Annotated in this window: 12 protein-coding genes and 1 rRNA gene; 6 read left to right on the plus strand and 7 right to left on the minus strand. The window is 37.4% G+C overall.

Going from position 1 to position 15,742, the window contains the following annotated elements:
• The 7 genes from AC1D0Y_RS17160 to dnaA form a co-directional block, all read right to left on the minus strand.
• Window positions 1-99: ribosomal RNA gene (locus AC1D0Y_RS17160) — 16S ribosomal RNA — on the minus strand; the annotation flags it as partial.
• A 261-nt stretch (window positions 100-360) separates the two neighbouring features.
• Window positions 361-2,871: a DNA gyrase subunit A gene (gene gyrA, locus AC1D0Y_RS17165; protein WP_013054825.1), complete on the minus strand. Its 2,511-nt coding sequence runs from the start codon at window positions 2,869-2,871 to the stop codon at window positions 361-363.
• A 126-nt stretch (window positions 2,872-2,997) separates the two neighbouring features.
• Window positions 2,998-4,914, minus strand: coding sequence for a DNA topoisomerase (ATP-hydrolyzing) subunit B (gyrB, locus tag AC1D0Y_RS17170; protein ID WP_028409771.1), 1,917 nt, complete (start codon window positions 4,912-4,914; stop codon window positions 2,998-3,000).
• A gap of 240 nt (window positions 4,915-5,154) precedes the next feature.
• Window positions 5,155-6,273 carry a DNA replication/repair protein RecF gene (gene recF, locus AC1D0Y_RS17175; RefSeq protein ID WP_028409770.1) on the minus strand — a complete coding sequence of 373 codons (1,119 nt, stop codon included), beginning with the start codon at window positions 6,271-6,273 and terminating at the stop codon, window positions 5,155-5,157.
• 14 nt (window positions 6,274-6,287) lie between these two features.
• Entirely contained in the window at window positions 6,288-6,503 is a 216-nt protein-coding gene (gene yaaA, locus AC1D0Y_RS17180; protein ID WP_013054822.1) for a S4 domain-containing protein YaaA, read from the minus strand.
• Window positions 6,504-6,603: 100 nt separating this feature from the next.
• On the minus strand, window positions 6,604-7,740 hold the full coding sequence (dnaN, locus tag AC1D0Y_RS17185; RefSeq protein WP_028409769.1) for a DNA polymerase III subunit beta: 1,137 nt from the start codon (window positions 7,738-7,740) through the stop codon (window positions 6,604-6,606).
• Window positions 7,741-7,926: 186 nt separating this feature from the next.
• A complete protein-coding gene (dnaA, locus tag AC1D0Y_RS17190; protein WP_028409768.1) occupies window positions 7,927-9,270 on the minus strand; it encodes a chromosomal replication initiator protein DnaA in 1,344 nt (447 codons plus the stop codon).
• A gap of 754 nt (window positions 9,271-10,024) precedes the next feature.
• Here dnaA and rpmH point away from each other — a divergent pair.
• From rpmH to mnmG, 6 genes are all read left to right on the plus strand, one after another.
• Window positions 10,025-10,159 carry a 50S ribosomal protein L34 gene (gene rpmH / locus AC1D0Y_RS17195; protein ID WP_013059930.1) on the plus strand — a complete coding sequence of 45 codons (135 nt, stop codon included), beginning with the start codon at window positions 10,025-10,027 and terminating at the stop codon, window positions 10,157-10,159.
• A gap of 110 nt (window positions 10,160-10,269) precedes the next feature.
• On the plus strand, window positions 10,270-10,623 hold the full coding sequence (gene rnpA, locus AC1D0Y_RS17200) for a ribonuclease P protein component (RefSeq protein ID WP_013059929.1): 354 nt from the start codon (window positions 10,270-10,272) through the stop codon (window positions 10,621-10,623).
• A gap of 115 nt (window positions 10,624-10,738) precedes the next feature.
• Window positions 10,739-11,503: a YidC family membrane integrase SpoIIIJ gene (gene spoIIIJ, locus AC1D0Y_RS17205; RefSeq protein ID WP_286127831.1), complete on the plus strand. Its 765-nt coding sequence runs from the start codon at window positions 10,739-10,741 to the stop codon at window positions 11,501-11,503.
• A complete protein-coding gene (jag, locus tag AC1D0Y_RS17210; RefSeq protein WP_050691086.1) occupies window positions 11,500-12,129 on the plus strand; it encodes an RNA-binding cell elongation regulator Jag/EloR in 630 nt (209 codons plus the stop codon). The genes spoIIIJ and jag overlap by 4 nt, the downstream gene beginning before the upstream one ends.
• Before the next feature lie 305 nt (window positions 12,130-12,434).
• A complete protein-coding gene (mnmE, locus tag AC1D0Y_RS17215) occupies window positions 12,435-13,823 on the plus strand; it encodes a tRNA uridine-5-carboxymethylaminomethyl(34) synthesis GTPase MnmE (protein WP_013085566.1) in 1,389 nt (462 codons plus the stop codon).
• A 22-nt stretch (window positions 13,824-13,845) separates the two neighbouring features.
• Entirely contained in the window at window positions 13,846-15,735 is a 1,890-nt protein-coding gene (mnmG, locus tag AC1D0Y_RS17220; RefSeq protein WP_013059925.1) for a tRNA uridine-5-carboxymethylaminomethyl(34) synthesis enzyme MnmG, read from the plus strand.
• The last annotated feature ends 7 nt before the right edge of the window (window positions 15,736-15,742 follow it).

The raw sequence follows: 15,742 nt of genomic DNA on the forward strand, positions 1-15,742 counted from the left end.
TAACGTCATAGAAGCAAGCTTCTAATCAGTTCGCTCGACTTGCATGTATTAGGCACGCCGCCAGCGTTCATCCTGAGCCAGGATCAAACTCTCCGAAGAAATGTTTGACTTGCTCATTTAAAAAATAAAAATTAACGTTGACGTTTACTGTTTCGTTCAGTTTTCAAAGAACTCTTGTCTTAAAGCGACTCCTATATAATAACACTTTATAAGAATCGTTGTCAACACTTTTATATAACTTTTTTAAAACTACTAAAAAACTCATATATGTTTTGCTGACTTTTTATATATTACCAAAATCAAAAGCCTATGGCAAGGTTTTTTACATAAAAAAAGCCCCTGCTTTTTCAGGGGCTTTTTTTATTCTTCTGTTTCTTCAGCTTCAATTATTATATCTGTCTCTTCATGTTCATCTAATTCGTCTAAAACTTCGTCTTCATCTTCTGAAGTTTGTACTTTTGCAACCGTTGAAACAAACTCTTCGTCTCCTAAACGGATGACTTTGACACCTTGTGTGTTACGGCCCATCTGTGAAATATCTGAAACAGAAACACGGATAAGAACGCCGCTTACTGTGATAAGCATAATATCTTCTTCTTGAGATACACATTTCAGTGCGACAACATCACCATTTTTATCAGTGATATTACATGTCCTTAAACCTTTACCGCCTCTTGTTTGTACACGATATTCTTCAATCGGCGTACGTTTTCCGTAACCATTTTTCGTAATGATCAAGACATCTGATTGTTCTTCGAGAATCTCCATACCGATTACTTCATCTTCTGAATCGAGAGTGATCCCTTTAACTCCAGTAGCTGTACGTCCCATTGAACGAACATCATTTTCATTAAAACGAATTAACATACCCTTTTTCGTTCCAATAACCATATCGCGCTTACCATCTGTCAATTTAACAGAAATCAATTCATCTTCTTCTCTTAAATTCAAGGCGATAAGTCCGCTATTTCGAATGTTTTCAAAAGAAGATAAAGGTGTACGCTTAGAAATTCCTTGTTTTGTAGTAAAGAATAGATACCAATCGTCTACAAATTCATCGACGCGAATGATGGCATTTACCCACTCACCTTTATCTACTTCTAACAAGTTAATAATAGGTATCCCTTTAGCCGTTCTTCCGTACTCTGGAATTTCGTATCCTTTTGTCCGATAGACTTTTCCCTTATTTGTAAAGAAGAGAATCGTATCATGAGTAGAAGTTGTTAGAAGATGTTCAACGAAATCATCTTCGTTTGTATTCATTCCTTGAATACCTCTTCCGCCTCTTCGCTGACTCTTATACGTAGAAACAGGCAAACGTTTAATATAGCCGTTGTGCGTTAAGCTAATAACAATATCTTGGCGAGGAATCAGATCCTCGTCTTCAATAATTTCCGCTCCTCCGCTTACGATTTCTGTTCGACGTCCGTCATTGAATCTTTCTTTTACTTCTATTAGTTCTTCTCTAATAATTTCTAATACTTTTTCTTCATCTGCTAAAATAGCTTTTAATTCAGCAATTAGCGCTAATAAAGATTGATATTCCGCTTCAATCTTCTCTCGCTCTAATCCTGTTAAACGCTGTAGGCGCATATCCAAAATAGCTTGCGCTTGTTTTTCAGATAACGAAAACTGAGTCATTAATCCTTCACGTGCAATATCTGTTGTTTGAGAACCTCTAATTAAAGCAATAACAGCATCTAAATTATCAAGAGCAATCTTTAAACCTTCTAAAATATGCGCACGTGCTTCTGCTTTTCGAAGCTCAAATTCAGTACGACGACGAATAACCACTACCTGATGGTCTAAGTAGTACTGTAGACATTGCTTCAAGTTCAATACTTTTGGCTGTCCATCTACTAATGCAAGGGTGTTAATACCAAAACTTGTTTGAAGAGATGTCTGCTTATATAAGTTGTTTAATAAAACATTTGCATTTGCATCACGTCTTACTTCAATAACAATACGCATACCCGAACGGTCAGACTCATCTCGTAAATCCGTAATCCCATCAATCTTCTTATCACGAGCTAGCTCGGCAATTTTTTCAATTAGCTTTGCTTTATTTACTTGGTATGGTAGTTCATGAACAATAATAGTTTGTTTGCCATTGCTCTGTTCTTCAATTTCTACTTTTGCGCGAACAATAATAGAACCTTTTCCAGTTTCATAAGCTTTACGAATTCCGCTGCGGCCAAGAATTTGTCCTGCAGTTGGGAAATCCGGTCCTGGAATAATCTCCATTAACTCTGCAATTGTGATATCAGGGTCTTGGCTTACTGCTAAAACGCCGTCAATGACTTCGCCTAACTGATGCGGTGGAATATTTGTCGCCATACCTACCGCAATTCCGGCTGAACCGTTTACAAGTAAATTGGGAAATCTAGCAGGTAATACAATTGGTTCACGTTCAGAACCGTCATAGTTATCTTGGTAATCAATTGTGTCTTTATTGATGTCACGTAACAGTTCCATCGAAACTTTTGACATTCTTGCTTCTGTATAACGCATAGCTGCTGCTGCATCTCCATCAACAGATCCAAAGTTTCCATGACCATCAATTAGCATATAGCGATAGCTAAAATCTTGTGCCATACGAACCATTGTTTCATATACAGCTGAGTCACCGTGTGGGTGATACTTACCAATTACTTCTCCTACGATACGAGCTGATTTTTTATATGGCTTATCCGATCCCATACCTAAATCATTCATTGCATATAAAATACGACGGTGCACAGGCTTAAGTCCGTCTCTTACATCTGGTAAAGCACGCGATACAATTACGCTCATTGCATAATCTAAAAAAGATGCGCGCATTTCTTGACTAATATTTACTTCTCTTATTTGAGAGTTTGGTTTATCTGACATCGATAAGAACCTCCTTCGCGAAGTTCAGTATAGTAATTCATATATATGTAAACGCAGGATAGAACCTATCTCTATCCTGACGTTTATATACCCTTTATAAAAAATATAAAGGGTATTACCGTTCATTTAAATATCGAGATTTTTTACGTACTGAGCATTTTCTTCAATGAAATTACGGCGTGGTTCTACTTTGTCGCCCATTAAAATTTCAAATGTCTCATCAGCTTCAATTGCATCTTGCAAGTTTACTTGAAGAAGGGTACGGAACTCTGGATCCATTGTTGTTTCCCATAATTGTTCAGGATTCATCTCTCCTAAACCTTTGTAACGCTGAAGGTTTGGTTTTGCGCCTTCAGGGAAAGAAGCTAATACCTCGTCTAATTGACGATCGTTGTACGCGTACTCCACTTTTTTACCTTGTGAAACTTTGTAAAGAGGCGGCTGGGCAATGTAGACATATCCATGCTCAATAATCTGTCTCATATAGCGATAGAAGAACGTTAGAAGAAGCGTACGAATATGCGCACCGTCTACGTCTGCATCTGTCATAATCACAATTTTATGGTAGCGTGCTTTCGAGATATCAAAATCGTCACCAATACCCGTTCCTAGAGCGGTAATGATTGTACGAATTTCATTATTAGATAAAATTTTATCTAAACGCGCTTTCTCTACGTTGATAATTTTACCACGTAAAGGCAAAATAGCTTGGAAATGACGGCTTCTTCCCTGCTTAGCTGAACCCCCGGCAGAGTCACCCTCTACTACATAGAGTTCGCTAATAGAAGGATCTTTTGATGAACAATCTGCTAATTTACCCGGTAAGTTTGAGATTTCAAGCGCGCTTTTACGTCTTGTAAGCTCACGAGCTTTTTTAGCTGCCATTCTTGCTCTTGCAGCCATTAAACCTTTTTCAATTACCTTTTTCGCCACAATAGGGTTCTCTAGCAAGTACGTTTCTAAGTGTTCTGCAAACACAGAGTCAGTAATTGTTCTTGCTTCACTATTTCCCAGCTTTGTTTTTGTTTGTCCTTCGAACTGCGGATCTGGGTGCTTAATAGAGATGATAGCTGTAATTCCTTCACGAACATCTTCACCCGTTAGATTGGCGTCACTGTCTTTAAATACGCTGTTTTTACGTGCATAGTCGTTAATTACACGCGTTAACGCTGTTTTAAATCCTGCTTCGTGTGTTCCACCTTCATATGTGTGAATATTGTTTGCAAAAGAATATAAATTACTTGTATAGCTATCGTTATATTGAATAGCAATCTCTACAGAAATGTTGTCTCGATTACCTTCAATATAGATCGGCTCTTCGTGAATCACTTCTTTTGCACGGTTTAAGTGCTCAACGTAAGACTTAATTCCGCCTTCATAGTGATATTCACGTCTTTTATCTTCTTCACGTTTGTCTTCAATCGTAATTTTAATGCCGCGATTTAAGAAAGCTAACTCACGCAGACGATTAGCTAACGTATCAAAATCGTATTCAAGCGTTTCTGTGAAAATTTCACCGTCTGGACGGAATTGAATAACAGTACCTGTTTTATCTGTTTCTCCAACTACTTTTAAGTCAGCAGCCGGTACACCTCGTTCATATTTTTGATAATGAACTTTACCGTCACGATGTACGTGTACTTCCAAAGAAGTAGAAAGTGCGTTAACAACTGAGGCACCTACACCGTGTAATCCACCAGATACTTTATAGCCGCCGCCGCCAAATTTACCTCCGGCATGAAGAACCGTTAAGATAACTTCAACGGCAGGTCTGCCCATTTTTTCTTGAATACCAACTGGAATTCCACGACCGTTATCTTTGACTGTAATACTATTATCCTTTTCGATAATAACATTAATTTCATCGCAATAGCCGGCCAGCGCTTCATCAATACTATTATCTACAATTTCCCATACAAGATGATGTAAACCCTTTGCGCTCGTCGATCCAATATACATCCCCGGACGTTTACGAACAGCTTCTAATCCTTCTAATACTTGTATCTGATCAGCTTCATATGCTTGTACTTCTTTTTGTTCCATCGTCAAATGTATCACCTACACTTTTTTTTAACAGCAAACTGCTGTATTTATCATTTTGTATTATGTTTTTCGAATATTATGTGGAAATAATACGGAGCCTTTAATGTATTTGCAATTTGTTTACTTATGCACAAAATTTTCATAATCGAGGGTACGAGTTGAACTATATAGACTTAAAACTATAATGATATCATATTTCAGTTAGATTGCCTTGCGAAAAGTTTTTAGACAGATCAATTGCTATTTGACCTTTTGAATTTGGCCAGCTTCTACGTGATATGTAGCGGCTTTTTCTAAGGTCTCGTGATGAATTCCTTCAATGCTCGTTGTCGTTACAAACGTCTGAACTTTTCCTTGAATGGTATTTAGCAAGTGTGATTGACGAAAATCATCTAATTCAGACAATACGTCGTCTAAAAGCAAGATTGGATATTCACCTACTTCTTGATGAATTAACTCAATTTCAGCAAGCTTTAACGATAAAGCAGTCGTCCGCTGTTGCCCTTGTGAACCAAATGTTTGAACGTCTTTTTCATTAACGTAGAAAAGAAGATCATCACGGTGTGGTCCTGCTAAGGTGACACCTCTATCAATTTCTCTACTTTTTATTTTATCAAACTTTTGATGATATGCTTCTAACATTTTCGACAAATCTGCATCTTCTGATACATCAATTGAATTCTTATACTCAATTTTTAATGTTTCTAAGCCTCGACTGATCCCTTTATGAATAGGCTCTGCCCACTGTTGGAGTAACTGTAAAAACTCAAAACGTTTTTTTAAGATTTTCGCCGCCATTTCACTTAACTGTAACGTAAGTACATCTAAAAGTGAAAGATCCGTTTGTTTTTTTGTCTGCAGCTGCTTCAAATATTGATTTCTTTGCTGCAAAATCTTTTGATACCTGCTTAAATCATGCATGTACACAGGCGAAACTTGACCAATTTCCATATCGATAAATTTGCGCCTTACTTGCGGACTCCCTTTAACTAGGTTCAAATCCTCCGGAGCAAACATGACAGTGTTAATTGATCCTATATATTGACTGAGTTTTTTCTGCTCAATGTGATTATATTTTGCTTTTTTCCCTTTTGTTGAGATGACTAAATCCAGCGTAACAGGCCCTCTATGCTTTTCTACAATGCCCGATAGCTTTGCATACTCACAGTCCCATTTAATTAATTCTTTATCGTTGGATGTACGATGAGATTTAGCCATAGATAATACGAAGATCGATTCCATCACGTTTGTTTTACCCTGTGCGTTTTCACCCAAAATGACGTTTACTTTATTTTCAAAAGGAATCGTTGTCTTCGTATAGTTTCGGTAATTTGTTAAAGTAATTTCTTTAATATACAAACGTTTCACCAACTTTAAGTAATAACAACAAATGATCCTGCAGCCGGTATATCCACTTCGTCATTTGCATATAATTTACGTCCGCGGCGCTCTTCTAGCTCCCCGTTCACATATACTTCGTGCTCACTTAAAAACCATTTTACCATTCCACCTGTTTGAATGACGTCTGCTAGTTTTAAAAACTGGCCAAGCGTAATGTATTCAGTTGAAATTTTAACTTCTGTTTTCATGCGACTCTCTCACTTTCTAATGATGTATCTCTATTTTACTAAATAATTCTCCTTGAGAAAAGAAAGCTACTAGTACGGCATGCTAGTAGCTTTCTGAGATTTAATATGTTCGCACTGGTAAAATCAGCTGCAGCATTGAATCATCCTCTAATGTTCGAATGACAAATGGACGCATCGCACCAGTGAAGTTAATTTTGATATCTGTTCCTTCGAGCGCTTTTAATGCGTCTAACATATATTTTGCGCTAAAAGAAATTTTTAATTCTTCTCCTGAGATAGACTGACTTTGTACCTCTTCAATTACTTTTCCGATTTCAGGAGAGTTAGAAGAAATTTCAACAATCCCTTCATCCAGCGTAGATAGTTTTACTACGTTGTTTCTTCCTTCACGAGCTAATAAAGAAGCGCGGTCAATCGATTGTAAGAATTCTTTTACGTTCAATATAACATCCGTTTTACTATCGGCTGGGATCAACCTTGAAGTATCAGGATAATTTCCGTCCAATAATCTTGAGAAGAACAGTAAGTGTTTTGTTTTGAATAATACTTGATTTTCCGTGATAACAATGTCTACTAATTCATGAGAATCATCAAGGATCTTACTGAATTCACTTAAACTTTTACCTGGAATAACCACATTATACGTTGCTTCATTTCCAGTTTCAATGGTCGCTTTTCGCAAAGCTAGACGGTGACTGTCAGTGGCAATACACGTTAATTCTTTGCCATCGACTTTCCAGTTTACACCTGTCAAGATAGGTCGTGTTTCTGAGGTGGACACTGCAAAGACAGTTTGTCGAATCATGTTTTTTAATAAGTCCGTCGGTAATCTAAACATGTTGTTTTCTTCGATCTGTGGCAAATGAGGATACTCTTCTGCATCTAAACCATTTAAGTTAAATTCAGCTTTTCCTGAACGAATGATTGTTAAAAAGTGACTTTGGACGTCTAATTCTACAATGTCTTTAGGAAGCTTTTTGACGATTTCACTAAAGAAACGAGCTGGGAGAACAACGCTTCCAGGTTTGTGGATATCAACAATCTCTTTTCCTTCTTCTTCGTTTGGAATAAACGATTCAATTGAAATATCCGAATCACTTCCGGTTAAGGTAACACCTTCTTCAGTCGCTACAATTTTAATCCCCGTTAAAATTGGAATTGTTGTTCTAGAAGATACAGCTTTCATAACATCTTGAACGCTTTGAACTAGATAGTCTTTCTGTATGATGAATTTCATAATAATTAATCCTCCTTAAAAGTAGGTTTAAAAGCTTATTATTTATTATATTTTAAGATAGTAGTAGTAATAGGGGCTGTGGAAATGTGGATAACCCCCAAAAACGTGAGAACACAGCCTATCCACATGTGGACAGACTGTGTACAATCCTAACTCACTTATACACAAAATACAAGTAAAAAAAGCCTATATTTTTAGTGATTCACTTATTTCTTTAATTTGTTTTTGTAGGTCAGTATCTGTTTGAACAAGTTTTGAGATTTTTTCATGAGCATGGATGACAGTAGTATGGTCTCGCCCGCCAAACTCTTCTCCAATTTTAGGCAGCGAAAAATCCGTTAATTCGCGAGAGAGGTACATGGCAATTTGTCTAGGAAACGCTACTGACTTTGTACGTTTCTTCGCTTTGAAATCATCTAATTTTATATTAAATTCTTGTCCAACAATCTGTTGGATGTCTTGAATCGTAATAACCCTAGGTTTTGAACTAGGAATGATATCTTTTAATGCTTCTGCTGCTAAATCAGCGTTTATATCTTTATTAATTAGTGAAGAATAAGCTACTACACGAATAAGTGCTCCTTCTAATTCTCTAATATTCGAATCAATCTGATTGGCGATATAAAGCATAACTTCATTTGGAATAACTAAGCCGTCCGCTTTGGCTTTTTTTCGTAAAATAGCAATTCGTGTTTCCAAATCTGGTGGCGTGATGTCTGTAATAAGGCCCCATTCAAAGCGAGAGCGAAGTCGGTCTTCAAGTGTAGGAATTTCTTTCGGCGGTCGGTCACTTGAGATGACAATCTGCTTGCTTTCTTCGTGAAGCGTATTAAACGTATGGAAAAATTCTTCTTGTGTTTGCTCTTTACCTGCTAAGAATTGAATATCATCAATTAGTAAAACATCTACATTACGGTATTTGTTACGGAATTCTACTGCTTTATTATCACGAATAGAGTTAATAAACTCATTTGTGAATTTTTCAGATGATAAGTACACGACTTTAGCGGCAGGATTATGATCTAACACATAGTGGCCTATGGCGTGCATTAAGTGTGTTTTGCCTAATCCTACTCCCCCGTAAATAAAAAGCGGATTATAGGCTTTAGCCGGCGCTTCTGCTACTGCTAAAGAAGCTGCATGCGCAAATCGATTTCCAGATCCGATAACAAATGTATCAAAGGTATACTTCGAATTTAGCATGCTTTGAGGAAATTCTGATCCTTCGTCTTTATTGACTTTCTTTTTAGGAGTTTGAATATCAAATTCTTCCTCGGCCTGGTTAGGAGGAATAATAAATTTCACATCTAACTCTTCCCCCGTAAGATCGTAAAGTGTTTCAGCAATTAAATTAGAATACCTAGATTCTAACCAGTCCCGTGCAAAATCATTAGGCGCAGTAATAATGAGCGTGTCTCCTTGTAAAGCATGAGCTTTTGTCGATTTGAGCCAGGTTTCAAAACTAGGTTTGCTTAATTTTTTTTCAATTTGATCTAAAGCTCTATTCCATAAATCATGAATGTTTTCCAACGAGCAATCCCTCCTTTTTCTAGCTTTTATGCGTTTTGTACAACTCTTGTACAACCTGTACAAAACCTTATGCATAAAAAATTTATATTTATACAATTGCTATTATGTGGGTAAATATATATTATAGAAGAAAGCCGACTATTCGACAGATTCCACATGGTGTGGATAACTTTATACAGTGATAGTGGAAATGATGTCCACAAGTTGTCCACAGTTTGTGGATAAGAACCAACTGTGGAAAAGTAATTAAGAGTGAAAACAAAAATATAATATCAAAGAATTCGGCATGATGCAATGAATTTTCGAAACTTATCCACAATCACTACACCTTGTGGAGAAAAGTTTTCCACAACACAAGATAGTGTGCATGAGTTGTCGATAAGGAATGGAAAAGTAGAAAAATGTCGAAAAAACTTATCCACAAAGGTTTAAGAGCAGAATTTGAATAAAAAAGAGGCTTTTTATAACATTTATTGTTGTAGTTTTGTTCAGTAACGATGCGATCGCAGCTGCTAGAGAAAGAAAAAGTGATGAAAAGGAAAAATTTTTTCTTTAATAAATCAATGAATTTTATTGATTAGGTATAGACAATTGGGTTATAAAGATATTAGAATGAAGAAGATTGAGTAAAACAGATAATGAAACCAAGAGATTGAAAATTTTATTTTTTAAATAACATTGACATCTTCTTAGTCTTTTCATTATAATTGCAAGGACTGTCTTTTTCAGTTATTCCTCGAGGAGGTGTTTATAGATGAAAAGAACTTACCAACCAAACAAACGTAAGCACAGTAAAGTACACGGTTTCCGCGCTCGTATGAGCTCAGCGAATGGACGTAAAGTTTTAGCTCGTCGTCGTCGTAAAGGAAGAAAAGTATTATCAGCATAATAGACCACTGACGCCAGTGGTCTTTTTTCGCTTTATAAGACTAAAATCACCTCTGTTCCTGTAGGGACTACATAAGAGCATGACCTGAAAAAGGGCAGGAGTTGTTAAAAATGAAAAAAAGATACCGTATAAAAAAGAATGATGAATTTCAAACAGTTTTTAAAAAGGGCAAGTCCGTAGCGAATCGCCAATTTGTCTTGTATGTTCTAGATAAACCGGATCAAGAACATTTCCGCGTAGGATTCTCTGTGGGCAAAAAGATTGGAAATGCCGTGACTCGTAATCGAGTTAAGCGCCTTGCTAAACAAATTATGTTTGAATTCACACCGTATTTAAAGCAAGACAAAGATTATATTGTAATTGCAAGGCAGCCTGCTGCAACAATGAGCTATGAAGAAATTAAAAGCAGCTTGCAGCATGTCTTTAAGCGTGGCAAATTACTTACACATAGACAAAACGATTAATAAACAATAGAAGAAAACCCTTTAATAGCTGTTGTTTTTCTACCGCATCCTTATATAATGGATTTTGACGCACTTTCAGAATTGAAAGGTGAACATGTAGAAGGAGGAAAAACAGGTGAAGAAGAAGTTGTTTTTAGGAATAACGCTTATCTTTCTATTAACTGTTTTAGCGGGTTGTACGGAAATTAACCAACCTATTACAGATGATAGTAAAGGTTTTTGGAATGAGTATGTTGTGTATCCGCTGTCATTAGTCATTAGGTATCTGGCGGAGGTATTTAAAAGCTATGGAGTTGCGATTATCGTTGTCACAATCCTGATTCGCTTACTTATTCTACCGCTTATGATTAAACAGATGAGAAACACGAAAGCAATGCAGACGCTTCAGCCCGAAATGCAGAAGTTAAAGGAGAAGTACAGTTCAAAAGATGCCCAGACGCAGCAGCAATTGCAGAAAGAAACGATGGCATTATTTCAAACTTACGGAGTAAATCCTTTAGCTGGGTGCTTTCCAATTCTAATTCAAATGCCCATTCTTATTGGGATTTTCCACGCGATTACACGAACGTCGGAAATCGCAAACAACAGCTTTTTATGGTTTGATTTAGGTGCGCGTGACCCGCTATTTATCTTACCAATTGTCGCAGGAATCACAACGTTTATTCAGCAAAAGATGATGATGGCCGGGAATGCAAGTCAAAATCCTCAAATGGCTATGATGCTTTGGGTTATGCCGATCATGATTGTAGTTTTTGCAATCAATTTTCCAGCCGCCTTATCTCTTTATTGGGTAGTGGGAAATCTATTTATGATTATTCAAACCTACTTCATTAAAGGGCCAGACTTAAAACAAGCGAATATTGAAGGGGTTAAAAAATGAACGAAATCACAATTACGGCCCAGACGATTGAAGCTGCTGTTCAAGAAGCATTAGATGCTTTAGAAGTAGAGCGAAATCAAACAAATGTAGAAATAATTGAACCAGGCAAAAAAGGATTTTTAGGAATCTTTAAGGGAAAACCTGCAGTTGTAAAAGTTACAAAAATAGTTGACCCTGTAGAGGAAGCGGTTCATTTTATTACAAATGTTAGCCGTGAAATGGGGATTTCGATTCATACGAACGTCAAAAAAACCTCGAGAAACTGCATAATTGAGATTAGTAGCGATTCTGCGGGAATGTTGATTGGAAAACATGGACAAACCCTTAATGCGCTCCAGCTTCTCACACAACTGGTAGCTAATCGATACAGTCAGCAATTTTTAAATGTTGTATTAAACCCAGAAGGCTACCGAGAAAAACGAAAAGAAATGGTCGAAAAACTGGCATTAAAAATAGCGAATCAGGCGATTAAAACGAATCGATCTGTTCAACTAGAACCTATGCCTTCGCATGAAAGAAAAATGATTCACCAAGTGTTAGCTAAAAATTCTTTAGTTGAGACACACTCTGTCGGAAAAGAACCGAAAAGAAGTATTTTGGTTCAGCCCGTCGGAAAAAAGCACTAGCAAAATGCGCTAGTGCTTTTTTATGTTTACTTTTATCAAGCTAGCGTTCAAAAAATCAAGTTACATACGTTGTTATTCACATGTGGATAAGTTAAAATAGTACATACTGCCTGTTTTCCTTACTGTGTATAACAGAAGAACGTTAGAGATGTTCCAAATCGGTGAATTGTGGTATTCTATTTATTTGGTTCATACAAATTACGGGCTTTAAAATAGATGTTTTTGTTCGTGGAAAATTGTTAACGATGATAGTATATAACATCGTTTAAAATAAAAGGTTTATAAAATGAAATGAGGTGAAGTTGGTGTTAGATTTTGATACAATTGCGGCCATTTCTACACCAATGGGAGAGGGAGCTATTGCCATCGTCCGCCTGAGTGGTGAAGAAGCCATTACGATTGCAGATCGTATCTTTAAAAGCGTTTCGAACAAACGATTAACAGACGTAGCTTCTCATACTATTCACTACGGTCATATCGTAGATCCCAAGACAGAGCAAGTCGTCGAAGAAGTGATGCTTTCCATTATGAAAGGTCCCAAGACATTTACTAGAGAAGACATTATTGAAATTAACTGTCACGGAGGAATCGTATCCGTTAATCGTGTGCTGCAGTTAGTTATTGCAAATGGTGCCCGTTTAGCTGAGCCGGGTGAGTTTACAAAACGAGCATTTTTAAATGGTCGAGTAGACTTATCACAAGCAGAAGCTGTCATGGATTTAATTCGTGCCAAAACAGATAAAGCGATGAATATGGCGATTGGCCAAATGGAAGGGCGTTTGTCCAAACTAGTACGTCATTTACGACAGGAAATTCTGGAAACACTTGCCCACGTAGAAGTAAACATTGACTACCCAGAATATGACGATGTAGAGGAAATGACTCACCAAGTATTGATTGAAAAAGCTTCAAATGTACGCCAAGAAATTGATAAGCTTCTTCAAACCTCTCATCAAGGGAAAATTTTAAGAGAAGGATTGGCTACGGTTATTATTGGACGTCCTAATGTAGGGAAATCTTCTCTTCTAAATAGTTTAGTGCAAGATGCAAAGGCCATTGTCACAGACATTCCCGGAACGACGCGAGATGTAATCGAAGAGTACGTCAATGTGCGAGGAGTTCCTCTGCGATTAGTTGATACAGCTGGAATTCGTGAAACAGAAGATATTGTAGAACGAATTGGTGTGGAACGCTCTCGTCAGTATTTGAAAGAAGCAGATTTAATTTTGCTTGTGTTGAATTTTAATGAAGAACTAACGGACGAAGATAAAAAGCTATTTGAAGCTGTAAAAGGCATGGACGTTATCGTGATTGTGAATAAAACAGATCTTGAGCAAAAAATTAATCTAGAGGAAGTGCAGCAATTTGCTGGTGATCATCCAATAGTGACGACTTCGCTTCTTCAAGAACAAGGAGTAGATCAGCTTGAAGAAGCAATCGCAGCTCTTTTCTTTGGAGGGACAATTGAATCTCAAGATTTAACATATTTATCTAATACGAGACATATTGCGCTTTTAACGCAAGCAAGAGGAGCTATCGATGAGGCCATCACAGGCATTGAAAGTGGTGTTCCAATCGATATCGTCCAAATTGATTTAACAAGAACGTGGGAACTATTAGGTGAAATTATTGGTGATGCTGTTCACGAAAGCTTAATTGATCAGTTGTTCTCTCAATTCTGTTTAGGAAAATAGATTATTAAAGGAGGCTACTATTATGCAATATGAAGGTGGACAATATGATGTTATTGTCATTGGAGCAGGTCATGCAGGTTGTGAAGCGGCACTTGCTTCTGCGCGTATGGGTGCTAAAACGTTAACCTTGACCATTAACTTAGACATGGTGGCGTTTATGCCCTGCAACCCTTCTGTAGGCGGTCCTGCAAAAGGTATTGTAGTACGTGAAATTGATGCTCTTGGCGGAGAAATGGGTAGAAATATCGATAAAACTCATATTCAAATGAGAATGTTAAACACAGGAAAAGGTCCAGCCGTTCGAGCACTTAGAGCTCAAGCAGATAAATTTGCTTATCAGCATGAAATGAAAAAAACATTAGAAAATGAAGAAAATCTAACGCTTATGCAAGGCATGGTAGAACAGTTAATCGTAGAAGACGGTGTATGTACGGGCGTTGTCACTCAAACGGGAGCTGTGTATAAAGCTAAAACAGTTGTTATTACGACAGGGACATTCTTACGCGGGGAAATTATTTTAGGTGAACTAAAATATTCAAGCGGTCCTAATAATCAACAACCAGCTATTAAGCTTTCTGAACACTTAGAGGAGTTAGGACTGGATATGGTCCGTTTTAAAACAGGAACTCCACCTCGTGTTAATAGCTCAACTATTGATTACAGCAAAACGGAGATTCAGCCTGGGGATGATGTGCCCCGTGCTTTCTCATACGAAACAACACAGTACATTACAGATCAACTGCCTTGCTGGTTAACATATACAAGTGAACAAACTCATCAAATTATTGATGACAACCTCCACTTATCTCCTATGTATTCTGGGATGATCAAAGGTACTGGACCACGCTACTGTCCATCTATTGAAGATAAGGTTGTGCGATTTAATGATAAACCGCGTCACCAAATTTTCTTAGAGCCAGAAGGACGAAATACGCAAGAAGTATATGTTCAAGGACTATCAACGAGTCTTCCTGAGCATGTACAGCGTCAAATGCTTGCGACAATTCCTGGTCTTGAAAAAGTCCAAATGATGCGTGCGGGCTATGCTATTGAATATGATGCAATTGTTCCGACTCAGTTATGGCCAACGCTTGAAACGAAAAAAATTAAAAATCTTTATACGGCTGGACAAATTAACGGAACATCTGGTTATGAAGAAGCTGCAGGCCAAGGTCTTCTTGCTGGAATTAACGCGGGAAGAAGAGCGCTGGAACAAGAAGAAGTCATCTTAGGACGTTCTGATGCTTATATCGGTGTATTGGTGGATGATTTAGTAACAAAAGGAACAAATGAACCGTATCGTCTACTAACGTCTCGTGCAGAATATCGTTTATTGCTTCGTCACGATAACGCTGATTTACGCCTTACTGAAATTGGTCGTGAACTAGGATTAATCAGCGATGAGCGCTATGCTAAATTTGAACAAAAGAAAGCGGAAATCGAGCAAGAGAAAAAACGTCTTTTCTCCTTTATTATTAAACCGAATGAAGCTGTTCAACAACTGATTAAAGAAGCTGGCGGAAGTGAATTAAAAGATGGCATTCGTGCGACAGATTTACTTCGCCGCCCTGAAATGACATATACTCATATTCATCAATTAGCACCAGCTGACGAGACGGTAGATCCTGAAGTAGCTGAACAAGTAGAAATTCAGGTGAAATACGAAGGATATATTCAGAAATCACTTCAGCAAGTTGAACGCTTGAAGAAGTTAGAAAACAAAAAGATTCCTGATTATATCGATTATGATGCAATTAACGGTTTAGCTACAGAAGCACGTCAAAAATTAAACCAAGTGCGTCCACTAACGGTAGCGCAAGCTTCACGTATTTCTGGAGTCAACCCAGCTGATATTTCAATCTTGCTTGTTTATATTGAACAAGGGCGCATCGCTAAAGTATCAAATGATTAAAACTCTT

Source organism: Priestia sp. P1_B12_1 (assembly GCF_056406695.1).